Annotated in this window: 22 protein-coding genes, 1 pseudogene and 1 riboswitch; of the genes and pseudogenes, 10 read left to right on the top strand and 13 right to left on the bottom strand. The window is 48.9% G+C overall.

Features of this window, described 5'->3' with window-relative positions:
- Window positions 1–28 precede the first annotated feature (28 nt).
- Window positions 29–571, bottom strand: a complete 543-nt coding sequence (locus G9F50_RS12845; RefSeq protein ID WP_014417377.1) for a DUF2777 family protein — start codon at window positions 569–571, stop codon at window positions 29–31.
- Window positions 572–746: 175 nt separating this feature from the next.
- Between G9F50_RS12845 and asnB the strand changes: the two genes are divergently transcribed.
- The gene (asnB, locus tag G9F50_RS12840; protein ID WP_025284535.1) at window positions 747–2588 is read left to right on the top strand and encodes an asparagine synthase (glutamine-hydrolyzing); all 1842 of its coding nucleotides are present in this window, start codon (window positions 747–749) and stop codon (window positions 2586–2588) included.
- 85 nt (window positions 2589–2673) lie between these two features.
- Complete coding sequence (locus tag G9F50_RS12835; protein ID WP_060562130.1) at window positions 2674–3414, top strand: squalene/phytoene synthase family protein; 741 nt, start codon at window positions 2674–2676, stop codon at window positions 3412–3414.
- Between the two features lie 34 nt (window positions 3415–3448).
- Here the strand turns inward: G9F50_RS12835 and G9F50_RS12830 are convergent, their stop codons facing one another.
- A complete protein-coding gene (locus G9F50_RS12830) occupies window positions 3449–4816 on the bottom strand; it encodes an MATE family efflux transporter (RefSeq protein ID WP_003155121.1) in 1368 nt (455 codons plus the stop codon).
- Window positions 4817–4938: 122 nt separating this feature from the next.
- Between G9F50_RS12830 and G9F50_RS12825 the strand changes: the two genes are divergently transcribed.
- Window positions 4939–5802, top strand: a complete 864-nt coding sequence (locus G9F50_RS12825) for an AraC family transcriptional regulator (RefSeq protein WP_015239545.1) — start codon at window positions 4939–4941, stop codon at window positions 5800–5802.
- A 143-nt stretch (window positions 5803–5945) separates the two neighbouring features.
- On the opposite strand, the gene G9F50_RS12820 is transcribed toward G9F50_RS12825, so the two are convergent.
- Both G9F50_RS12820 and G9F50_RS12815 read right to left on the bottom strand, forming a co-directional pair.
- Window positions 5946–6440, bottom strand: coding sequence for a DinB family protein (locus tag G9F50_RS12820; RefSeq protein WP_165406559.1), 495 nt, complete (start codon window positions 6438–6440; stop codon window positions 5946–5948).
- Window positions 6441–6494: 54 nt separating this feature from the next.
- A complete protein-coding gene (locus G9F50_RS12815) occupies window positions 6495–7103 on the bottom strand; it encodes a LysE/ArgO family amino acid transporter (RefSeq protein ID WP_102421711.1) in 609 nt (202 codons plus the stop codon).
- Between the two features lie 60 nt (window positions 7104–7163).
- On the opposite strand from G9F50_RS12815, the pseudogene G9F50_RS12810 reads away from it, so the two are divergent.
- A pseudogene (locus tag G9F50_RS12810) lies at window positions 7164–8441 on the top strand (aminotransferase-like domain-containing protein); the annotation flags it as partial.
- A gap of 7 nt (window positions 8442–8448) precedes the next feature.
- Here G9F50_RS12810 and G9F50_RS12805 read toward each other — a convergent pair.
- From G9F50_RS12805 to G9F50_RS12790, 4 genes are all read right to left on the bottom strand, one after another.
- Window positions 8449–9075: a pentapeptide repeat-containing protein gene (locus G9F50_RS12805; protein ID WP_165406560.1), complete on the bottom strand. Its 627-nt coding sequence runs from the start codon at window positions 9073–9075 to the stop codon at window positions 8449–8451.
- Window positions 9076–9271: 196 nt separating this feature from the next.
- Window positions 9272–9712, bottom strand: coding sequence for a GNAT family N-acetyltransferase (locus tag G9F50_RS12800; RefSeq protein WP_007409151.1), 441 nt, complete (start codon window positions 9710–9712; stop codon window positions 9272–9274).
- 82 nt (window positions 9713–9794) lie between these two features.
- Window positions 9795–11636 carry a bifunctional homocysteine S-methyltransferase/methylenetetrahydrofolate reductase gene (locus G9F50_RS12795; RefSeq protein WP_165406561.1) on the bottom strand — a complete coding sequence of 614 codons (1842 nt, stop codon included), beginning with the start codon at window positions 11634–11636 and terminating at the stop codon, window positions 9795–9797.
- An 89-nt stretch (window positions 11637–11725) separates the two neighbouring features.
- Window positions 11726–11847, bottom strand: a riboswitch (SAM riboswitch).
- A 100-nt stretch (window positions 11848–11947) separates the two neighbouring features.
- Window positions 11948–12439 carry a YajQ family cyclic di-GMP-binding protein gene (locus tag G9F50_RS12790; protein ID WP_012117263.1) on the bottom strand — a complete coding sequence of 164 codons (492 nt, stop codon included), beginning with the start codon at window positions 12437–12439 and terminating at the stop codon, window positions 11948–11950.
- 99 nt (window positions 12440–12538) lie between these two features.
- Between G9F50_RS12790 and G9F50_RS12785 the strand changes: the two genes are divergently transcribed.
- From G9F50_RS12785 to cypC, 4 genes are all read left to right on the top strand, one after another.
- On the top strand, window positions 12539–13435 hold the full coding sequence (locus tag G9F50_RS12785) for a CvfB family protein (protein WP_170936341.1): 897 nt from the start codon (window positions 12539–12541) through the stop codon (window positions 13433–13435).
- A 171-nt stretch (window positions 13436–13606) separates the two neighbouring features.
- Complete coding sequence (locus tag G9F50_RS12780) at window positions 13607–14584, top strand: BMP family lipoprotein (protein ID WP_060562137.1); 978 nt, start codon at window positions 13607–13609, stop codon at window positions 14582–14584.
- Window positions 14581–16230 (top strand): methyl-accepting chemotaxis protein, encoded by a 1650-nt coding sequence (locus tag G9F50_RS12775; RefSeq protein ID WP_060562138.1) that lies wholly within the window; start codon window positions 14581–14583, stop codon window positions 16228–16230. Before G9F50_RS12780 ends, G9F50_RS12775 begins: the two co-directional genes overlap by 4 nt.
- 130 nt (window positions 16231–16360) lie before the next feature.
- Window positions 16361–17611, top strand: a complete 1251-nt coding sequence (gene cypC / locus G9F50_RS12770) for a CYP152 family fatty-acid peroxygenase CypC (RefSeq protein ID WP_060562139.1) — start codon at window positions 16361–16363, stop codon at window positions 17609–17611.
- A 48-nt stretch (window positions 17612–17659) separates the two neighbouring features.
- Here cypC and G9F50_RS12765 read toward each other — a convergent pair whose 3' ends face one another.
- Complete coding sequence (locus G9F50_RS12765) at window positions 17660–17782, bottom strand: DUF3941 domain-containing protein (RefSeq protein ID WP_098081280.1); 123 nt, start codon at window positions 17780–17782, stop codon at window positions 17660–17662.
- Between the two features lie 48 nt (window positions 17783–17830).
- Entirely contained in the window at window positions 17831–18682 is an 852-nt protein-coding gene (locus G9F50_RS12760) for a DegV family protein (protein ID WP_029325952.1), read from the bottom strand.
- A gap of 125 nt (window positions 18683–18807) precedes the next feature.
- Here G9F50_RS12760 and G9F50_RS12755 point away from each other — a divergent pair, with 125 nt between their 5' ends.
- The gene (locus G9F50_RS12755) at window positions 18808–19650 is read left to right on the top strand and encodes a YitT family protein (RefSeq protein ID WP_007409143.1); all 843 of its coding nucleotides are present in this window, start codon (window positions 18808–18810) and stop codon (window positions 19648–19650) included.
- A gap of 14 nt (window positions 19651–19664) precedes the next feature.
- Window positions 19665–20126, top strand: coding sequence for a BsuPI-related putative proteinase inhibitor (locus G9F50_RS12750; protein WP_060562140.1), 462 nt, complete (start codon window positions 19665–19667; stop codon window positions 20124–20126).
- 36 nt (window positions 20127–20162) lie between these two features.
- Here the strand turns inward: G9F50_RS12750 and G9F50_RS12745 are convergent, their stop codons facing one another.
- From G9F50_RS12745 to G9F50_RS12735, 3 genes are all read right to left on the bottom strand, one after another.
- Entirely contained in the window at window positions 20163–20360 is a 198-nt protein-coding gene (locus G9F50_RS12745; RefSeq protein ID WP_003155097.1) for a DUF3813 domain-containing protein, read from the bottom strand.
- Complete coding sequence (locus G9F50_RS12740; RefSeq protein WP_003155094.1) at window positions 20360–20509, bottom strand: hypothetical protein; 150 nt, start codon at window positions 20507–20509, stop codon at window positions 20360–20362. The genes G9F50_RS12745 and G9F50_RS12740 overlap by 1 nt, the downstream gene beginning before the upstream one ends.
- Before the next feature lie 85 nt (window positions 20510–20594).
- The gene (locus G9F50_RS12735; protein WP_007610550.1) at window positions 20595–21407 is read right to left on the bottom strand and encodes a Cof-type HAD-IIB family hydrolase; all 813 of its coding nucleotides are present in this window, start codon (window positions 21405–21407) and stop codon (window positions 20595–20597) included.
- Window positions 21408–21490: the final 83 nt, after the last annotated feature.

The following is a 21490-nucleotide window of genomic DNA, read 5'->3' as shown; positions in this document are numbered from 1 at the left end:
CACCTATTTAAAAGGTGCCGCCTGTTTGTTACGCGGTGCCGTCTTGTTTTGCCGCAGAATACATAATGGAGCGCCGCCCGTCAGATGCCGTCCATTCAAATCTGTCGTGTTTACCCGAGCTGCCGCGGTGATGCTGCAGGGCGCATTGTGCGTCATCCGCCGAGAAGTGATAAAACGAAACGCCTTCACCGGAAAACAGCGCCTGATTGTAGGAAAATACGCAATCATATACAGACAGGCCGAACCCGTGAAGATGGCTGAGAAACAGCAGAAACGTTTCATCGTCCAGCGAATCGAGCAAGGTTAACAGCGGCCGTTTGACCGCCTTTTCATAACGGATTTCTTCCCCGCCGAGCAGGGGGATGGTGTCTGCGCCGATTTCGGCCGCACCGCCGCAAATCCGTGCCGGCTGCCATCTGCCGCCGCGTTTCATCAATACGTCTGCGTTTCCTAGACTGTCTGCCAGCAGGATATCGCCTTCATCGTTTTCGACGAGGCAGATGCCGTCCTCTATCATCAGGGTGCCGCGACCCCATTTGTTTTTTTCTGAGAAAAGCTGTTTTCGTTTCATAACCGTGCCGGTCTCCTTTGTTTGTTTCTTCTCTTCCGTTCTTTCCAAATCGGGCTTGTCTCATACAACTCTTAGTGGGACAAATCAACTATCTGCGTTTCTTTGCATAAACTGGGTAAAGTGCTGATAGAAACGAATTTGATACCGACAGAAACGGGATTGGAGCTGATATCACATGTGTGGAATTGCGGGTTGGGTCGATTTTCAAAAGCAGCTCGTCCAAGAGAAACATATTATGAACAATATGATAGACACTCTTTCAAAACGAGGGCCTGATGATTCAAACGTCTGGGGAGAGCCCCATGTTTTATTCGGACATAAAAGACTTTCGGTCGTTGACATTGAAGGCGGCCGCCAGCCGATGGCCTGCACGCATCAAGAGGAAACGTACACCATCATTTATAATGGCGAGCTGTATAACACGGAGGAATTGCGGAAGGAGCTTCAGGCGAGGGGCCACCGTTTTGAGAGGACCTCTGATACAGAAGTGCTGCTGCACAGCTATATTGAGTGGCGGGAGGAGTGCGTGGACCGCTTGAACGGTATTTTCGCTTTTGCCATCTGGGATGAAAAGCGCAAGCGGCTGTTCGGGGCAAGAGACCGGCTCGGCGTCAAACCGTTTTTTTATAAAGAACACGGCTCTTCCTTTCTGTTTGGGTCGGAATTGAAAGCCATCCTTGCTCATCCTGATGTGAAAGCCCGCACAGACAGCGGCGGACTTGCGGAAGTATTCGGACTCGGGCCGTCCAGAACTCCGGGCTGCGGAGTGTTTAAAGGAATTCACGAGGTGCGTCCCGCCCATGCGTTCACTTTCTCAAAGGACGGTTTGTCCATATGGCGTTATTGGAATGTAAAGAGCGAAAAGCATACAGACAGCTTCGATGAAACCGCGGCTCACATTCGGTACTTATTTCAGGATGCAGTGACACGCCAGCTCGTATCTGACGTGCCGGTTTGCACGTTTTTATCAGGGGGGCTTGATTCGAGCGCGATAACCGCGATAGCCGCCGCTCATTTTGAGAAACAAGGCAGAGATCCCCTTCATACTTATTCAATTGATTATGAGGAGAACAGCAAATTTTTTAAAGCGAGCGCGTTTCAGCCGAATGATGACGGCCCGTGGATCGATAAAATGACAAATGCATTCGGCACACAGCATCATAAGTGCGTGATTACGCAGGATCAGCTGGTTGAACATCTGGAGGAATCCGTTCTCGTCAGAGACCTGCCGGGCATGGCTGATGTGGATTCCTCGCTATTATGGTTCTGCCGGGAAATTAAAAAAGATTTTGTCGTGAGCCTTTCCGGAGAATGCGCGGACGAAATTTTCGGCGGATATCCGTGGTTTCACACCGCGGCAGAAGAAGACGGATTTCCTTGGATGAGGTCGACTGAGGAGAGGATCACGCTCTTGGATGAAAAGTGGCAAAAACGGCTGAATCTTAGAGAATACGTGAATGCGAGATATGAAGAAACCATTGCGGAAACGCCGCTGTTAGACGGTGAGACGGGAACAGATAAAGCGAGACGGCAGCTGTTCTACTTAAATATGCTTTGGTTTATGACAAATCTGCTCGACCGCAAAGACCGCATGAGCATGGGCGCAAGTCTTGAAGTACGGGTGCCGTTCGCCGACCACAGACTTGTGGAATACGTTTGGAATATTCCTTGGGAAATGAAAATGCATGGCAGCCGGGAAAAAGGCATCTTGCGGAAAGCGCTTGAAGGACTGCTTCCTGAAGATATTTTGTACCGCAAAAAAAGCCCTTATCCGAAAACGCATCACCCGAAATACACGCAGGGGGTCACAGAATGGCTGAAAACGATTTTACAACAGAAAGATTCCGTGCTTCACACCCTGCTTGACAGAAAGAAGCTGGAAATGCTGCTGGAGACAGAAGGTTCATCTTTTCAGGTTCCGTGGTTCGGCCAGCTGATGAAAGGCCCGCAGCTGATCGCCCATCTTGCCCAGATCCATACATGGTTTGAGGCGTACCGTATCGATATAGAAGAATAACAGTGCCGCGACCGGTTTCCGCTGAAGGATATCGGTCTTTTTATTGTGAAACATATGGTACACTAAAAAACAGAGGAGTGATACCATGACCGAATACGAAACATGCGCCCAGCTTGCCGAGGCGCACTTTCCTTTATATAAACGGACTTTCTCATCCCTGCCGCCAAAAAACAGGCGGGCCGCATGGGCGGTGCTTGCTTTGTTTCACGAAGCTGACCGGCTTGATGTGCAGGAACTTGGGGGATTTGAACAGGCGGCACAAGACTTTCTGAACGGGGCACGCGCCGACGGCTTTTTGTGGGAAGCGCTCGCCGATGTGCGGCAGCAATTTGCGCTTGAAGAAGAGCCGTTACGTGAGTTTATCGCCGGTCAAATCTCTGACAGAGAAAAAGTAACGTATCAAGAGTTTGATGACCTGCTGATGTACGCGGGCCAAACAGGCGGAGCCCTCGGCCTGCTGCTGCTGCCGGTTTGCGCGCGCCGGAACCAAGGGAAACTCCGCCATGCAGCCGTTTCATTAGGAGCAGCCATTCAGCTGACCCGGGTGCTTCTGGAGGTCCATACGGACGAGCGGGCGAAAAAGCGTCTCCCGCGCCAGGTGATGAAGCAATTCGGCTATACGGAAGAAGAGCTGGAGAGCCATACCGTCAACAAAGCTTTTATGAATGTATGGGAGTACATCGCATTCGAGGCCGAGGCGTATTTCGAGGAGGCGTCTGAAGAGCTGGAGCTGTTTCCGTTATACTCAAGGCCCGCCGTTACCGGTTTAGCGGCACATTACCGGTCAGAGCTCGGTGACATGAGAAAACAGCTTTCACAAGCATAAAAAAACGCCCGGCTTCATAACGAAGCCAGGGCGTCTATGCAATCCCTTTTTGAATCCAAATCCGCGACCGCCATCTTCTGTACATAAGAATGCCTCTGACCCATTCATCCGCGATAAATGAAATCCAGATGCCCATAAGCCCCAATCCGAAATGGATGCCGAACAGATAAGCGAGAGGCAGTCCGATACCCCACATGGAAATCATCGCCATGTAGACGGGGAATTTTGCATCTCCGGCAGCCCGCAGCGAGTTGATGATAATGACATTAAATGAACGGCCGGGCTCAAGAATGATCGTCATGGCGATCAGCATGCTCGCCGTCGCAATAATGTCAGGGCTGCTTGTGAAAATTCCGATCAGCTGCTTTGAAAACAAGGTCATGATCACGGATGTCAAAGCGGCAATGCCAAGCGCCCAGTACAGACTTTTCATGCAGCGGTCATAAGCGTCGTCAAACCGTTTGGCGCCGATATATCTGCCGATCAAAATCTGTGTACCCTGGCTGATCGCCGTTCCGAACAGCAGGATAAACATGGTGATGTTTTGTGTATAAACCTTTGTTGTAAGCGCCTGAGCGCCCATAATGGCGATAAAATAAGTGACAACCATTTGCGAAATGTTGTAAGACAGCTGTTCGCCGGCAGACGGAATCCCGATTTTCAGGAGTTTCCGCAAGTGCTCTTTATGGACGTGAAAAATCTTTTGCCATGTCAGACCGAGTCCGATGCGTTTTTTGACGATCACAATCATCGCGATCAGCCCGATGATCCGCGCGAAGGACGTTGACATCGCAACACCGGCGACGCCTAACACCGGAAGGCCGAGCGGCCCGAAAATGACAAGAAAGTTTCCGGCAATATTTAAAATATTCATCCCGATCGTAACGAACATCGTATCCTTCGTATGACCGTAGCTTTTTAAAATGGCGCTGAACGTCATAATCAAAGCCTGAATGAAGGACAGCCCGCCGACCACCTGCAAAAAGACTTTGGCATCCGGCATCAATTCATTGGAAAGACCCATCACATGAAGCAGCGGAACGGCCGCAAAAAATATGGCGGCGCTGATGGCGAGACTGATGACAAAGTTCGCTCCTATTGATACATAAGCCACTTCCTGCGCCTCTTTTTTCTGTTTAGATCCTAAAAACTGTGAAATCACAATTGTCGTACCCGTTGCGATAAAGCTGAACATCACGATAATTAAATTTAAAATCTGATTGCTGACACCCACGGCCGCCACACTGTTGTCAGAGTATTGGCTAAGCATAAGAGTGTCGGCGTTTCCCATAAACATATATAATGAAACCTCAATAAATATCGGCCAAGTCAGCGCGTATAATGAGAGTTTGTGATCAGAGGATTGTTTGAACGCAGCCCGTTTTAAAATCGCTTGTTTCATTTCTTTTAACCCCTTTCCTGACAAAATCAACGTTTAAAAGTGTACCTCCATTTTCTTATAATAAAAAGGGAGAGAAACGAAACTTCTTGCAAAAATCCGACTTAAAAAGGAGGGCCGAAAATATGTCCTTTCTCGAGTTCACAGTTCCTCCGTTCCCGGTCTTTATCGCTGCGGGAGAAGGAGTATTCAAAAAAGGCGAAACCCATGTGAGACGGGTCTTCCCGGTGTTTGATCTGCTGTATGTGAAAGAAGGCGTCCTCTACATTACAGAAGACGAAAACGCCTTTTCCGTTGAAGCCGGAGAATATATTCTGCTTTCTCCCGGCCTTGAACATTACGGGACAAAAGGCAGTGAAGAAACGACATCCTATTCGTGGCTTCATTTTGAGGGAGCGGCTTATGAGATGGCGGAAACAACCGGGAACAACTGGTCGGAGCTGAGGCGAAAAAAAGGGAGCTTTGAAGAGCCGTCCCGCTACCGCCTGTCCCTGCCGCAAAAAGGGAAGGTGAGACGCCCGCAGTTTATGGCCGGGCAATTCAGTGTGCTGACCGATGACAGCGCAGAGAACTCCGATCTGCCGCTCAGAAAGCAGATTCTGTTTGAAGAGCTGCTGCTCCATCTTCAGAAAGAAGCGTTCCAAATCCCGTCCGCAAAGGAAAGAGTCGCATGGGAGGCCGCCCGTTACCTGCAGGAGCACTATCAGGAGAAAACAACCATCAAAGCGCTCTCTTCGGCTCTTCATTACAACCAAGACTACGTGACCCGCTGCATGCAGCAGGTGCTCGGCGTCACGCCCGGCCAGTATACGAACAAAGTCAGAATGACGGAGGCGAAACGTCTTTTGTCCGCAACCAATGACAAAATGGGGGCGATCGCGGACGCCATCGGTATGGAGGACCCAACCTATTTTTCCAAACTGTTTAAACAGATTGAAGGCATTTCGCCGCTTGAATACCGCAAATTCGTAAGCCGGAAAACGGACTGACCTAAAACCAGAGAACAAAAGAGGGATCAGTAAGCATGGAAATGACAATTTACGATGTGGCCGAAAAAGCGGGCGTCTCCGGCTATATCGGATTATGATAGATTCGAAGTAAAAAAGCAAAGGCCCGGGAGGCCTTTGCTTTTTTATGATTCGTATGAGAAAAAAATGTAGTCAGTCGGCACGCCTTTATAGCCCATTTGGTGAAGCATCGCGCTTATATTGCCGCGATGGTATGTGCCGTGATTCACAATATGCCGGATCACATCGGCATATGTCGTCCGGAGCGTTCCCATGCGCGGATGAGAAATGGAGATCGGGCCTTCCGTGTTCTCCAATTCTCTTAAAAATTCGCTGTATTCTTTGTCCAGTTCAGTCATTCTATGTTCAACCGCCTCAAAATCTCCGTCAAGCTTTTCAAATTGATCAAATTGCGAGACGGTTTGTTCGTAAGTTTCTCCGTAAAGCACGTGAAGCCAAATGTAATCCGCCCGGTATATGTGCACAAGCACGGCGTTCACAGTCGGAAAAACACTATCCAGTTTCTGCTGTAAGCTTGCCGCGGGCAGGGTCTTCAGATGCTGAATAACTTGCTCATTTGCCCATCTGTGGTAGTGATACAGCTTTAAAATATCTGACATTCCAATTCCCCCTCTTCCTTCCGGTACATTCAACATGACCTGGCCGAATTCCTTTTATCGAAACAAAAGCGCCGCAAAATAAAAAGCAGCACCCCACATCACCAATGCCGAGCATTGATTCAGGATGCCGAGGAGCCGGCCGCCTGTATCCGCCGTTTGGACGAGCCGTCCCGCGAATGCCAGTCCGGCGAACCATACCCAGGAAACCGTGATACAAGCACCGGCAAACAGCCATTTATCAATTCCCGGATAGGCGGCGGAGCTTGTGCCGATGACACTGACAGTATCCAAAATCGCATGCGGGTTCAAAAGGGATACCATGGCGGCCGTGACCGCCTGTTTTTTTGCCGTGAAAACTGTTTTTTTCGCCTGTTCGGCCTGCGGTTTGCTTCTCCAAGTCTGCCAGCCTAAAAAACTGAGAAACAAAAAGCCGCCTATAAGCATGACGGTCTGAAAAACGGGAATCTCTGCAATAATCATTGACACGCCTGCGACGGCCGCGCTGATGAGAATCGTATCGCATACCGCCGCGGCAATCACTGCGGGAAACGCCTGCCACACATGTTTTTGCCAGGCTCCCTGCTGAAAAATAAACACGTTTTGCGCGCCCAATGGCAAAATAAGGCCGAAAGCGAGCATCACTCCGTGAAGAATGGCATTCATATCGTAAAACCCTCCAATCGTCAACTACATCTCATTGTAGCCGCACTGTGTGCTGATGTGGCAGCAGTTGATGAGTTAATCGCCCAAGGTCTTCTGGAAGGAAAAAGAGGGGGAGGCACAAAGGTCGTCAACAATACGTGGAGCATCATGGCAGCGGCTAAGCCCCTTGATTGGAGCACGTACGTTACATCGGGGAGTCATCAGCCGAATTCATCCTTGATTCAGGCCATTAATCAAAACGAGCCGCGTCCGGATCTGATCAGGCTGGGGACGGGTGAGCTGAGTCAAGAGCTGCTGCCTGAGCAGGAGATGGGCGAACTGTTCCGTGAAGCGGGAACTAACATTTTTGCGCTCGGCTATGAAGAACCGAAGGGCAGCCTGCAGCTTCGGCAAAGCGTCGCGGAACATTTGAAAACAAAGGGGATTCACGCGTCCCCGGCATCCATCGTAATCGTCTCAGGCGCGCTGCAGGCGCTTCAGCTCATTTCAATCGGGCTGCTAAAACCAAACTTCGTCATGCTGACTGAAAAGCCGTCGTATCTCCATTCCCTGCGTGTGTTTCAATCAGCGGGCGTCAGGCTTAAGGGAGTGCCTATGGATGGGAGCGGAATCAAAACGGATCATCTTCCCGCTTACCGTCGGCAATACGAAGCGGGGCTGCTGTACACCATTCCGTCATTCCATAATCCGACCGGAACGGTAATGTCACTCAAGCGGCGGAAGGAACTCATCGCGCTCGCAAGAAATCACCGTCTGCCTGTCATTGAAGATGACGCATACGGTGATATATGGATCGATAAAGAACCGCCGCCTCCGTTAAAATCCATGGACGGTGAGGGGAATGTGCTGTATATCGGCACGCTGTCAAAAACCGTAAGCCCGGGTCTGCGCATCGGATGGGTCGTCGCCCCTGAGCCGGTTGCAGACAGGCTCGCCGATATTAAAATGCAGACGGATTACGGCTCCAGTGCTTTATCTCAATGGGCGGCATGTCAATGGCTGTCAAGCGGCCGCTATGAAGCGCGCCTTTTGCGTCTCAGAAAGGAACTCAAAATCAGAAGAGATGCGGCATTGCGTTCTCTTGAAAGATACGCGGGAGATATTGCGGAGTGGCGTGTGCCGGAGGGGGGCTTTTATATTTGGGTCACTTTTCATCAAGCAATCGCCGTTCAGACGCTTTTCACCCGTGCCTTGGAGGCCGGCGTGCTGATCAATCCGGGAGCACTCTATCTTCCCGAAGACCGGCAAAGCCTGCGTCTTTCCTATTCATACGCATCCTTACCGGACTTGGAAAAAGGCATTCAAACGATAGCGGACATCGCCCGCTGTTTCGTTTAATAAAAGATCACGTCACAATGGCTCCGAGCGCTTCTGCGAATGTAACGGCATGCGCCGGAGAGATGCGGCATCCTTTCAGCTTCTCAAGTGAGACGTGCAGGTGATCAAATGTGCACGTGCTGATATCCATATTAAAAAGAGACGTGCCAATAAAATTTGAGCTGTTCAAATCACAGGCGTCAAGATCTGTGTATTCAAGAACGGCATCATTCCACTCGCTTTCTGTAAGAGCGCACGTGTCAAACCGGACATGCTTCATATTGGAATAGCTGAAGGAGCTGTAATTTGCGAGGCAGTCTTCAAACCGAACATGACGCATGGCGGAATCCGCCAGATTCAAGCCGAGAAGTTTTGAATGCTGAAACGCCGTTCTATGGATGATGCTTCTGCTGAAATCAGCGTTTGAGACATCACATTTGTCAAACAGGACATCCGTACATTCCATATGTCTGAAAGAGACATCCGTAAAAACGGTGTTTCTGAAAATGACTTTTTCGGCGCGCAGGCCGTCCAGTTTGCTGTTTACGACGGCGTTTTCTATGACGACTTCTTTTATGAGGTCGTCCTGAAGCGCTTCTGTGAAAGAAAGCACCGGCAATTCTTTCGGGATTTTCGGTTTTTGGATCGTATTCATCTCATACTTCCTTTTCTGAATTAATAGCTGAATCGGCAATTGACAGATATCGTTTTCTGCCTGCCATCCTTGCTGTTGTGTAATGTACAAAGGGTATTAAAAAAGCGGGAGGGCGTCAATAGTACCGTATATAAAAGCAGGCGTGACATTCAAGGTAATGCCCTTAGAGACATGTCCCCAAGGGCTTTAGTCTGTTTCAGGCGAGTTCTTTATACATGATCACATGCGGGCCGATGCCGGGTATGTCAAAGGGGCTGCCCGTGCTTTTCCAGCCGAGCTTTTCGTAATATCCCTTTACGTGACATCTGGCGTTGCACCAGACAAGCGCCGCCCCCATATCTGCCAGTTTCCGTTCTGCATAGGCGATTAACGTGCTTCCCGCTTTTTGCGTCCGGTATTCCTCAAGTGTCGCCATGCCGCGCAACTGGTAGGCGGGCGCTGCCTGTAACGCCTGCTGGTTCTGCGGGTAGAAAGAAGCGATGCTGATCAATGTCCCGTCGTAAAAACCTCCGAGATGAAAGGCTCCTTTGACGCTGTCCTGATCATATTTACAATCCTCAATCGTCTGATGGGGGCGCAGCACGCTGTGTCTGATCGCGTACGTGTCTTCTGCGGTGATGGGTTTTACTTCAACCATGAAAAAATCCTCCTTTGCTTGATTCTTTTTCTGTATCGTACCATGAAAAAGCCGCCTGTCATATCAGGCGGCCTCTTCCGCGTCAATGCAAATATACATCAGCCCGCTTTTCATCCTTTTGCTTAATATAAGCTGCAAGCTCTGATGTCAAATCAGAACGGAGAAACGGGGTGATTAAATAAATTCCGTTAAACAGTTCGCACGCCGTGTCGAGAAGCGACTTGGCGATGGCGAGGCCTTCGGCTTTCTGCTTCCGCTTGTCTTCGCCGGCGAGCGCCATTTTTTCGCGGATGCTGTCTGACAGCTTAATGCCCGGGATTTCATGATGGATGAACTCTGCGTTGCGGCTGCTCGTTAACGGCATGATTCCGATATACACCGGTGTTTTGAGATGCTTCGTTTCATGATGAATGTCAATGAGCTGCTGCTCCGAGTAGACAGGCTGGGACACGAAGTAGTCAGCTCCGCACTCGATTTTTTTCTCCAGCCGTTTTACTGCTTTATCAAGGTGGCGGACATTCGGATTAAATGCTCCGGCTACGGAAAAGTTCGTTTTCTTGCCGAGCGGTTTCCCTGATAAAGAAATGCCCTCGTTGAATTGTTTAATCAGCCTGATCAAGTCAAAGGACGTTAAATCATAGACGGAGGTAGCCCCCGGAAAGTCGCCGATTTTTGAAGGATCACCCGTGATGGCTAAAATGTCGGTGAGCCCGAGCGTATCCAGCCCCATTAAATGTGACTGAAGGCCGATGATGTTGCGGTCTCTGCATGTAATGTGAACGAGAGAACGGATATCAAGGCGCTCTTTCAGCAATGAACCGCAGGCTGCATTGCTGATCCGCGGTGTCGCCAATGAATTGTCGGCGAGCGTCAGCGCTTCTATGCCGGTTTCTTTTAATTCAGCCGCCGCTTGCAGAAATTTGTCAAAATTCAATTTTTTCGGCGGATCAAGCTCTACGATAATTGACCGTTTTTGAGCGGCGATTTCGTTTAAACCCGGCTCGGTTCGTTCATTGTGGACTGAGATGACTTCTTCTTCCCGTCTGATTTTCACTTCTTTATCAGTGACAGGAGAAAGTCCTTGGACCGCTTCAGCCATGGCTCTGATATGGTTTGGTGTCGTACCGCAGCAGCCGCCGATAATGCGCGCGCCCTGAGTGCGGAACTGTACGGCGCTCTCCCGGAAATAGGCATCGTCCGTATCATAAACAAGCCGGCCTTCTTCTAAAGACGGAAGGCTGCTGTTCGGATAGACCGATAAATAAGCGTCACTGAAAATCGGCACTTCGGTGAGCGCTTCAATCATGTGGTACGGGCCGAGCCGGCAATTGATTCCCGTTATGTCAGCGCCGAGATCGGCAATGGATCTGAGGGCTTCCCGAAGCGGCGTTCCGTCCTGCAGCACGCCCTGTTCGTGCATGGATACGTTCAGCATAATCGGAAGTTCCGTTTCTTTTCTCGCGATCTTCAGCACTTCGCGCGCCTCTTCTAAATCATAGTATGTTTCCAGAAGCAGACCGTCCGGCTCTTCGTGCAGCAATAAATAAAGCTGCTCCCGAAAGCTGCGTTTAATCTCCTCCAGGCTGTAGGCGTTTTTGTTAAAGGTGCGGATGCCGCCCATCGTTCCCAATACATAAGCGCCGTCTGAGGAAGCGCGCGCGATTCTGACCGCCTTCTGATTGATTTTTTTCGTTTCGTCCTCAAGTCCGTATCTTGAGAGCTTAATAAAATTCGCGCCGTACGTATTTGTCTGGATGATGTCTGCCCCGGCTTCCACGTAAGCCTTATGTATCCGCTTGATCTCTTCGGGCTTTGATACGTTCAGTTCCTCAAAACATCTGTCAATGCCGTAGGAATAGAGGAGAGTGCCCATCGCGCCGTCTCCGATTAAAATCCGTTCTTTTAAGTCTTGTAATAGTCCCATTGTTTGCCTCCTTCGTCACATTCAGCAAGGAAAAAAGAGAAATAAAAAAAGTCTTCTTAAGAAGAAGACTTTGTAATCATTTGTCTCTCTTCTTATCTTCCAAGCTGTTTTTAGCTTGCTGGATTTAGCACCTTGGTCATGGTTTGGGTAAACCACTACACCGGTTGCTGAAGCGTCGTCGGGCCAGTCCCTCGGCTTCTCTTGATAAGAACGTTCATGTAATTGTCATGGGTTTCCAAAACTTAACTGTGAAAATCCCTTTCTCCAAATTTACCGAAAATAGAGACAATAATCAATAGGAATCACATAATTTATCTAAAATTAATAAATTGAACGTCAATCGGCAGGTCTGCTCCGCGGACGGCTGCAATAATCTGCTGCAGATCATCTTTATTTTTTCCGGTGACGCGCACTTGGTCGTCCTGAATCTGCGACTTGACCTTCAAGCCGGAGTTTTTAATCACCGCGTTGATTTTTTTGGCGTTGTCTTTATCAATGCCCTGTACAAGCTTCGCGCGCTGGCGCACCGTGCCCCCCGATGCATTTTCGATTTTGCCGTATTCAATGTTTTTCGTCGGCACGTCCCGTTTGATCAGCTTGCCGCTCAGCACATCTTTGAGCTGATTCAGTTTAAACTCGTCATCAGAAATCAGGACAAGCTCTTCCTTTTCTAAAGTTACATCGCTTTTCGATCCTTTAAAGTCATAGCGCGTGCCGATTTCTTTCAGCGTCATCTGAATCGCATTCTGCACTTCGGGAAATTCAACTTTGGATACAATATCAAAAGAACTTTCTTTTGCCATGAGAAAACCTCCTATAACATTTCACTTATGAGTTGATTATAGTAGAATAAAGAGAAATGTCCAACAGCATAAAGCATGAATTTATGCATATTGGAAAAAATGAGAAAAACATCAGCCTCATACGGGCGAATCAGGAAGGACGATAACATGAGACCAGGGCAGCAGCTCACGCTTAGTATAGATCACCAAACCGATTTCGGTTATTTTTTAACCGACGGCGAAGATACGGTTCTTTTACATAACAGTGAAATCACAGAGGATATCGAAGACAGAGATGAAGTGGACGTATTTATTTACGTCGATCATCAGGAAAGACTCGCGGCGACGATGAAAAAGCCGCTCATCAGCTTTTATGACTACGGATGGGTGGAAGTGACGGACGCTGTGGAAGATATGGGCGTATTCGTCGATGTCGGTCTGTCAAAAGACGCGCTCGTCGCAACGGAGCACCTGCCTCCGTACAAATCCGTCTGGCCGCAAAAAGGAGACAGACTGTATTGCATGCTGAAGGTGACAAGCCGCGGGCGCATGTTTGCCAAGCCGGCGCCTGAAGATATCATCAGTGAATTATTTACGGATGCAGAGGAAGACGTCATGAATAAAGACCTGACGGGTACGGTGTACAGACTGATTGCATCAGGCTCTTTTCTGATTACCGATGAAGGCATCCGCGCGTTTATTCACCCTTCAGAAAGAAAAGAAGAGCCGAGACTCGGCAGCCGCGTGACAGGGCGTGTCATCGAGGTGAAGGAAGACGGCTCCGTCAACATGTCCCTGCTGCCGAGAAAGCAGGATGCGCTTTCGGTTGACGCGGAAGAAATTCTGACCTATCTGAGATCAAGAAACGGCGCGATGCCTTACGGAGACAAAAGCCATCCTGACGATATCCGCGAACGGTTTCATTTAAGCAAAGCCGCCTTTAAGCGGGCGCTCGGGCATCTGATGAAAAACGGCAAGGTCTATCAGGAAGACGGCTGGACATACGAAAAACAATAAATTTTCTGCAAAAACATCGGTGAACCAAAACCGATGTTTTTTATTTTCTAAAAAGCTCCTATGGCCCTCATTTGTTTAACGCCCTGCCGAACATACATATTTTATTGAAATAAAATATTCTGACATCCGAACCGATATATAACTGTAGAAAAAAACAAAAGGAGAGTTTTAATGAGAAAAATGGCGATATTTGCGGCTGTACTGCTGATTGCGCTCAGCACGGCGGGATGTGCCGGCAAATCTGAGGAAACGGCGGCCGAAAAAACGAAAACAATCGGCATCATGCTGACAGACAACGGCCTCGGCGACCAATCATTTAATGATTCAGGCTTTCAAGGTTTGATGAAAGCGAGAGACGAGCTCGGCATCACATTTGATTACCGGGAGATAAAAGACACCGGTACATACGAAAAAGGACTGACCCAGCTTGTCCGGGAAGGCAATGATCTTGTGGTGGGGCTCGGTTACAGCATGCAGGCGGATTTAGAAAAGGTCGCTAAAAAATATCCGAAGCAGCGGTTTGTGCTGATTGATTCCGTATCAGACCTGGATAATGTCACCTCCGTCACGTTTAAAGAGGATGAAGGAAGCTTCTTAGCCGGAGCGCTGGCGGCCATGACGAGCAAAACCGGCACAATCGGATTTATCGGCGGTTCAGATGCCGACGTCATTAAACGGTTTAAAAAAGGCTATCTGAAAGGCGCGGAATCAGTCAAACCGAATATCCGCGTGCTGTCGGACATCAGCGGTACGTTTGATGATGATAAGCTCGGGAAGCGCATCGCCCAAAACATGATCCGAAAAAAAGCCGATGTCCTGTTTACGGCGGCCGGCTTCACGGGTGTCGGCGCACTGAAAGAAGCGGAGGCGCAAAAAGTATACGCCATCGGTGTTGACAGCGATCAATATTACACCGCCGAGCACGCCGTTATCTCTTCTTTAGTGAAAAACGTCGACCATGTCATCTATGAATTGGCGAAAGATTTAAAAGACAACAAGGAGATCAAAAGCGGTGAGATCGTTTACGGACTGAAGGAAAACGGCATGGACTTAGCCAAGATCAGAGTTGTCAAAAACGCAGGCGTGCTGACGAAAAAGATCACGGATATGAAAAACAGTCTGATTGAAAAAGGAGGCGATCTGAAGTGACATTACGGACAAGGCTGCTCGTTAACGCAGCCGTTACGATGATTTGCTTCGCCGCCGTCATCGGCTTTACCATCGCAAACATGATGAAGATTCAGGCTTCAAATGAAGATGAAGTGGACGCGCTGTTAAACGTCCAGGAAGCAAAAGCTGACCTTAATACGTTAAAAGAAAGCATCACCGGCTATTCCTATACGCTCGCAGACGCCCAGAAAGAAGATGTGCGAAGCTATATGAAAAGCAGCTCAGACAAACTGGCGGCGCTCAAAAAAACGATGACGGACGGTGCAGACAAAGCCGCTTATGACAAACTCGCCAAAAAATACGAATCATGGCAGGCGGAGGCGGACGCTGCTCTTGATTCGAAAAGCCCGGCTGAAGCGACAAGGACGGCGGCCCGCATCAACGGTCTTCTGAATGATATTTATATGCTGAATCTGAAAAGCCGGGATCACTATGAAGACATGCAGAAGCAGACGGCTGACCAGATTCAGTTTATCGTTTACAGCGCAGCCGTGCTGACCATCGTGATACTTGCCGTCACCGTCATATCTTCCATCAGGCTGACGAAGAGAATTGCAGGGCCGATCCGCCGCATGGCTGAAAATGCCCGTCGTATTGCAGGAGGAAACCTTGCTGTTGAAATGCTTGATTATAAAGGGAAGGACGAACTGAAAGAGCTGAATGACTCATTCGGAATGATGGCTGAACAGCTCCGCACCTTAATTCAGGCGATCGGAGAGGTCGGCCGTGAAGTCGAGACCTTCGCGGAAGGTTTGACGAAGGAAAACCAGACGCTGAAGGACATGACCGAGCAGGTGTCCGTGTCGACGGAAGAAATGGCGCAAGGCTCCCAAACCATTTCAGAAGATCTGCAGCATGCGGTGCAATTCATTGAACAAATGGATGAACATTCAAAGGCGAACGCCGAACGTTCAAAACAAACGACGAGAAGCAGCGAAGAGACGATTGCGGCGGTGGCTGCGGGGCGCGGTGCTTTAGCCGAGACCAAGCAAGCCATTGATAAAAGCAATGAGACATCAAAAGAGATTTCCGAAGCCGCCGATCTCTTCATAGAGCATGCGGCAGGCATCAGTATGATGGCGCAGTCCGTTTCTGACATTGCGGGCCAGACCAATCTGCTGTCATTAAACGCCGCAATCGAGGCGGCCAGAGCAGGCGAGGCCGGAAAAGGATTTGCCGTCGTTGCCGAGGAGATACGGAAGCTCGCAGACGGATCAGCCAAAGCGACCGCGCAGATTTTCGATATGGTAAAGCAAATTGAAGACGGCATCACGTCTATTACCGGAGCTGTCACGACCGGCGTCGCTTTAGCGGACAGACAGCAGGAGCTGATGGAGAAAACGTCAGAATCATTCGTCCATATTGAACAAAAAGCCGCCCATATTAAAGCGGAGCTTACTCAATTGGACGGACGGATCATCGAATCGAAACAGCTTGGTGAGCAAGTGCTGCATCATGCCGAAAGCATCAGCGCCGTCGTTCAGGAAACGGCTGCGGGAAGCGAAGAGATTTCTGCCTCCGCGCTTGAGCAGCTGTCTTCTTTTCATAAAATGGCGGAAAGCGTCAATAATCTGGTGAGCCTGACAGAGCGGTTAAACGATCAGGTCCGCCGGTTTACTTTGTAACGGGCTTTTGGCCCGCCCCCTGATTTTTGCAGCCTGACATGAGTAACTTCTGAATGAAACACAAATACTGAATATACTTGTGTTATTTATTCTTTTTCGAGAAAGGTGAAAAAAGAAGGGAGGAATCGGGATGGATGAACAAATTCCGCATGAAAAGGGTCTTGATAATAGTCTGGCTTTATTACGCGATGGTTATGTATTTGTGAAAAACAGAGCGGAGACTTATCGCTCGGATGTGTTTCGCGCCCGTTTATTAGGGAAGACATTCATTTGTATGAGCGGAGCGGAAGCCGCAAAGCTTTTTTATGACACAGAACGATTTCAGCGGCAGCAGGCCCTCCCCAAACGGGTGCAGAAAACGTTATTCGGAACAGGGGCAATCCAGGCAATGGACGGTGAACGGCATAAGCACAGGAAGCTTCTATTTATGTCGCTGATGACGCCGCCCCGGCAAAAACGGCTTGCGGAAGCGGTGGCAAAACAGTGGAAAGCATCTGCGGAAATGTGGGAGGGTTCAAACCGAATTGTCCTTTTTGATGAAGCGAAGAAAGTGCTGTGCCGGGCTGCCTGTGAGTGGGCCGGCGTCCCGCTGAAAGACTCAGAAGTGAAAGAGCGGGCGGAGGAGTTCACCGATATGGTAGACGCATTCGGCGCTGTCGGACCGCGTCATTGGAAAGGCAGAAGGGCGAGGCTGAAAACGGAGAAATGGATAGAGGAGGTCATTGAGGATGTGCGGTCCGGCAAGCTGCAAACGCCGGAGGGCTCAGCCTTGTATGAAATGGCTTTTCATACAGAACTTGACGGGAACAGACTTGATTCTCACATGGCTGCTGTTGAGCTTATTAATGTTCTGCGCCCGATTGCCGCCATTTCTTACTTCATTACGTTTTCAGCTCTTGCATTGCATGATTACCCTGAATATCGGGGTAAACTGAGATCGAGAGATGATCAGGAGGCCGAAAGATTTGCACATGAAGTTCGGCGGTATTACCCGTTTGCCCCGTTTTTAGGAGCCGTTGTGAAAAAAGATTTCGTATGGAAGAACTGTGAGTTTAAAAAGGGTGCATCCGTCATGCTTGACCTATATGGGACAAACCATGATTCCCGGCTTTGGGAAAATCCCAATGAATTTCGCCCGGAACGTTTTCAGGGGCGGGAGGAAAATAAATTTGATTTCATTCCCCAGGGCGGAGGTGATCCGGCTAATGGCCACCGCTGTCCGGGTGAGGGAATGACCGTGGAAGTCATGAAAACTTCCCTTGCGTTTCTTGCCAATGAAATAGAGTACGATGTTCCGTCCCAAGATTTGAGCTTCAGCCTGTCCAGAATGCCGGCATTGCCTGAAAGCGGATTCGTGATAAGTGATGTTAGACGCATATAGAACAAAAAACAGCCCTCTATCTTCATACACAAGAGGGCTGTTTTGCTTTTACAGATGGTTCGGTTTTTTGGAATTCTGGTTTTTTCCCGCCTGCCGGTTTTTTTCGGCAAGCCGGTTCTTTTTCTGATTTACGGCGTTATTGTCCAACGGTTTTTTGTCATCATCTTTCATGCGGCAAAGCCTCCCTTCTGTCCGTTAGGATGCCCGCCCGCATTGAAATTATGGCTTCAGGAAAAAAATCGCGAGCGTGCCCGGCCCGGAGTGCGCGCCGATCGCAGAGCCGATTGAATGAAGAATGATCTCTTTCGGATGGAACGCTTCTTCAATCATTTCCTTCATCCGAAGCGCCGTCTCCTCGTTATCTGCATAGCTGATCCCCACGGTTTGATCCGCCCAATCGCCGCCTTCTTCCTTCATCATTTCTATAATCCGTTTAAACAGTTTCTTCTGTCCGCGCAATTTTTCGAGCGGCACGAGCCTGCCGTCATCCACATGCAGAATCGGTTTAATGTTCAAAAGCCCCCCGACAAAAGCGGACGTTTTTGAAATTCTGCCGCCCCGCGCGAGATAAGCGACATCATCGACCGTAAATATATGTTTCATCCGTGCGCAAAAGCTCTTTACAGACGTTTCGATTTCTTGTATTGTATTCCCGTTAACACAGAGTGTTTGCGCGTGCATCACCGCAAGGCCGCAGCCCAATGAAGCGCATTTGGAATCTACAATCCGTAAATCAAAATCGGGAAATTCCTCTTTTACTTCATTGGCGATCATCACCGCCGTCTGATAGGTGCCGGAAAGACCTGAGGAAAAGGCGATGTATATCGCCGGTTCTCCCAGTTCCGCGTATTGTAAAAATACTTTTTTTATCGTATCCGGTGATGCCTGGGATGTTTTCGGAACTTTCCCGTCCCGCATCGCTTGAAATATATGATCCGCCTGAATGGTGACCGTGTCCTCATATTCGTTTCCGTCAAGTGTTACGTGCAGCGGAATGAACCCGATCCGGTTTTCTTCAATATAAGATTTCGGCAGGTCAGAGGCGCTGTCAGCAATAAGGTGAACTGTCATCATAATTCCCTTCTTTCCGATTGGTGAGAGTGATGCCAACTATATCATATAAATGTGGCAAAATAGTGTTCAAAACTTTATTTTAAGGGAAAAGCTAATAATGAAAATGAGCGGAGGAGCAAGCCATGGTACTAGAACAAGCAAAAAAATTAGCAATCGTCGTCATCGGCGCGTTTCTGTATGCGGCGGGACTGAATTTATTCCTGATACCGGCGAATGTATATGCCAGCGGTTTTACCGGTGTCGCCCAGCTGCTGTCAAGCGTCGTTGATCAATACGCCCCCTTTTATATTTCGACAGGAGTTCTCATGTTCCTCTTAAACATTCCCATCGGTGTGTTAGGGTGGCTGAAAGTCGGCAGATCATTCACTGTATACAGCATATTAAGCGTAGCGCTGACGTCCGTCTTTATGGGAATTCTCCCGGAAATGAGACTGTCGCACGATATTCTTCTGAATACCGTATTCGGAGGGGTCATCTCAGCTATCGGCATCGGTTTAACGCTGAAATTCGGTGCTTCGACAGGCGGTCTTGATATCGTGTCGATGGTGCTGGCCAAATGGAAGGATAAGCCGGTCGGCACATATTTCTTCATTTTGAACGGGATTATCATTTTGACGGCAGGATTATTGCAAGGATGGGAGAAAGCATTATATACCCTTGTCGCTCTGTATGTCACAACAAGGGTGATTGACGCCATTCACACCCGCCACATGAAACTGACCGCCATGATCGTTACAAAAAAAGCCGATGAAATCAAAGAAGCGATTTACGGGAAAATGGTCCGCGGCATTACGACGGTGCCGGCAAAAGGCGCTTACACAAACGAACAGAAAGAAATGATGATCATCGTCATCACGCGGTACGAATTGTATGACCTTGAGAAAATCGTGAAAGAAGTCGACCCGAAAGCCTTCACAAACATCGTGCAAACGACGGGGATCTTTGGTTTCTTCAGAAAAGACTGATAGGAGCGGATAGAATGAAGTGGCTGTTTGGCCTGTTATTACCGGTCATTTTACTGATCGGATGCAGCAGTCAATCCGGGCAGAAGGAGCCCGCTGAGGAGGTATCCGGAGAGATGAATGAACAGCAAGCGGAATTAGCCGTAAACCCTGTGCAGACGGATCAGCAGATCGAATTTCAAATGTCTTTAAAAAATAAGAGCGGCAGCCCGATCGATTTCACATTCAGCTCAGGGCAGAAATTCGAATTGACCGTACATGACCAACATCACAAAGAACTGTACCGCTATTCAAAAGACAAAATGTTTACTCAGGCGTTTCAGACTGTGACCTTAATGCCGAATGAAACGTATGACTTTTCAGATGTGTGGAAGAACGTGCCCAGTCCGGGAACATACACGGTGACGGTGACGTTTTTAGGGAAGTCCGATCAGATCGGAAAAAGACTGAAAACGGTAAAAACATTTGAAGTGAAATAAAAAAGCGGCGCCCTCGTCTAAACGGGGCGCCTTTTTTTATTGCAATTTCTCCAGCTGATCCTGAAATTGGTGCAGCTGCTGACGTTCTGCATCCGTCGAATTGGCGTACGCGGAAGACACGGCATTTTTGGCGCGTGAGACAGCTTTTTCCTGGTCGCCGTCCTCGAAACCGTTAGCAATCATGACGGCCTGCTGGACAAATGACTTGGCTTGAGAAAACAGTTCGTTTCTCATTAAAAGTCAACCTGCCTTTCAGCCGAATCTTTTGCTGCATCATGCTGTGCTTCCTCTAATGTAGACCGATATGGAAATCTTGCGTCATGAAGACTGACAGAGTCCTTGCCTTGCTGAATAAACCGTTTTGATTTGTTTCGTTTACCCATTGCAATGTCCCCCTTCCATATTTAGACGAGATGAGTCGTCTGTTTTAGTATGGGCGGAAGGCTTTGTGTTATGAGCGGGAAAACCTCACAGGGAGAAATAGGATTTTAAAAATTCGGCGATTCCGTCCGCTTCATTTGAACCCGTGACGCGATCGGCGGCCTGTTTGACTTCATCCGTGCCGTTTCCCATCGCTACGCCGCACCCGGCAAATCGGAGCATTTCAAGATCGTTGTCTTCGTCGCCGAACGCGATGATCCGTTCTCTCGGCACTTGGTAATAGTCGCTGATTTTCTTCAGGCCGACCGCTTTATTCATCCCGTGTTTAATAATTTCAATCACATGCCAAGGAGCCGCCCATCTTCTGTGGTCAATGACCTCGGCGTGCACATCAGATAAATGCGCGCGTATGTCCGCGACGTCCTCTTCCTTCGCGTGAATCAATACGGACGTCACATCCTCTTGGACCGTTTCGCGCAGATCGCCGAATGTGACATTCGCCGTATTCATATGAAACGCCTCAATTAAATGCTCATCATGATAGTGGAAGTACACATCATCAATGATCTCAGCGAGCACATTATGTATTTGATAGGTCTCTGTAAGTTCGGCAAGCTGTCTGACCACATCGACAGATAGAGACGTGTGGTAGCGTCCCCATGACTCGTCTTTCGGGTGGTGGACAAACGCTCCGTTAAAATTGACAATCGGCGTTGTCAGCCCAAGCTCGTCATAATACATCGAACTGGAACGGAAAGGGCGGCCGGTTGAGATGCAGACATGATGGCCCGCTTCTTTCAGCGTCTGAATCGTCCGTGCCGTTTCAGGGGAAATGGTTTTATCATCTTTTAATAAGGTTCCATCCAGATCTAAGGCGATGAGGTAAGGTTTTGTCTCCATAAATAACTCCTTTTGTCATATAATTTGCTGTTTTTCTCTTATGTACAGTGTAGCTTTTTACCATCTTTATTGTCTACATGTTA

Source organism: Bacillus sp. EKM206B (assembly GCF_011066015.1).
GTDB classification, from domain to species: Bacteria; Bacillota; Bacilli; order Bacillales; family Bacillaceae; genus Bacillus; species Bacillus velezensis.
This window is presented reverse-complemented; position numbering and strand designations above follow the sequence as displayed.

What these genes read in the sequence shown, in the direction of transcription:
- G9F50_RS12825 (WP_015239545.1), top strand. Translation starts at nt 4,939, where the DNA reads ATGTCCTTTCTCGAGTTCACAGTTCCTCCGTTCCCGGTCTTTATCGCT.
- G9F50_RS12740 (WP_003155094.1), bottom strand. Translation starts at nt 20,509, where the DNA reads ATGGGTAAACGAAACAAATCAAAACGGTTTATTCAGCAAGGCAAGGAC.
- cypC (WP_060562139.1), top strand. Translation starts at nt 16,361, where the DNA reads ATGGATGAACAAATTCCGCATGAAAAGGGTCTTGATAATAGTCTGGCT.
- G9F50_RS12795 (WP_165406561.1), bottom strand. Translation starts at nt 11,636, where the DNA reads ATGGGACTATTACAAGACTTAAAAGAACGGATTTTAATCGGAGACGGC.
- G9F50_RS12815 (WP_102421711.1), bottom strand. Translation starts at nt 7,103, where the DNA reads ATGAATGCCATTCTTCACGGAGTGATGCTCGCTTTCGGCCTTATTTTG.
- G9F50_RS12790 (WP_012117263.1), bottom strand. Translation starts at nt 12,439, where the DNA reads ATGGCAAAAGAAAGTTCTTTTGATATTGTATCCAAAGTTGAATTTCCC.
- G9F50_RS12755 (WP_007409143.1), top strand. Translation starts at nt 18,808, where the DNA reads ATGGTACTAGAACAAGCAAAAAAATTAGCAATCGTCGTCATCGGCGCG.
- G9F50_RS12835 (WP_060562130.1), top strand. Translation starts at nt 2,674, where the DNA reads ATGACCGAATACGAAACATGCGCCCAGCTTGCCGAGGCGCACTTTCCT.
- G9F50_RS12830 (WP_003155121.1), bottom strand. Translation starts at nt 4,816, where the DNA reads ATGAAACAAGCGATTTTAAAACGGGCTGCGTTCAAACAATCCTCTGAT.
- G9F50_RS12760 (WP_029325952.1), bottom strand. Translation starts at nt 18,682, where the DNA reads ATGACAGTTCACCTTATTGCTGACAGCGCCTCTGACCTGCCGAAATCT.
- G9F50_RS12805 (WP_165406560.1), bottom strand. Translation starts at nt 9,075, where the DNA reads ATGAATACGATCCAAAAACCGAAAATCCCGAAAGAATTGCCGGTGCTT.
- asnB (WP_025284535.1), top strand. Translation starts at nt 747, where the DNA reads ATGTGTGGAATTGCGGGTTGGGTCGATTTTCAAAAGCAGCTCGTCCAA.
- G9F50_RS12750 (WP_060562140.1), top strand. Translation starts at nt 19,665, where the DNA reads ATGAAGTGGCTGTTTGGCCTGTTATTACCGGTCATTTTACTGATCGGA.
- G9F50_RS12785 (WP_170936341.1), top strand. Translation starts at nt 12,539, where the DNA reads ATGAGAAAAACATCAGCCTCATACGGGCGAATCAGGAAGGACGATAAC.
- G9F50_RS12765 (WP_098081280.1), bottom strand. Translation starts at nt 17,782, where the DNA reads ATGAAAGATGATGACAAAAAACCGTTGGACAATAACGCCGTAAATCAG.
- G9F50_RS12800 (WP_007409151.1), bottom strand. Translation starts at nt 9,712, where the DNA reads ATGGTTGAAGTAAAACCCATCACCGCAGAAGACACGTACGCGATCAGA.
- G9F50_RS12780 (WP_060562137.1), top strand. Translation starts at nt 13,607, where the DNA reads ATGAGAAAAATGGCGATATTTGCGGCTGTACTGCTGATTGCGCTCAGC.
- G9F50_RS12745 (WP_003155097.1), bottom strand. Translation starts at nt 20,360, where the DNA reads ATGAGAAACGAACTGTTTTCTCAAGCCAAGTCATTTGTCCAGCAGGCC.
- G9F50_RS12820 (WP_165406559.1), bottom strand. Translation starts at nt 6,440, where the DNA reads ATGTCAGATATTTTAAAGCTGTATCACTACCACAGATGGGCAAATGAG.
- G9F50_RS12845 (WP_014417377.1), bottom strand. Translation starts at nt 571, where the DNA reads ATGAAACGAAAACAGCTTTTCTCAGAAAAAAACAAATGGGGTCGCGGC.
- G9F50_RS12735 (WP_007610550.1), bottom strand. Translation starts at nt 21,407, where the DNA reads ATGGAGACAAAACCTTACCTCATCGCCTTAGATCTGGATGGAACCTTA.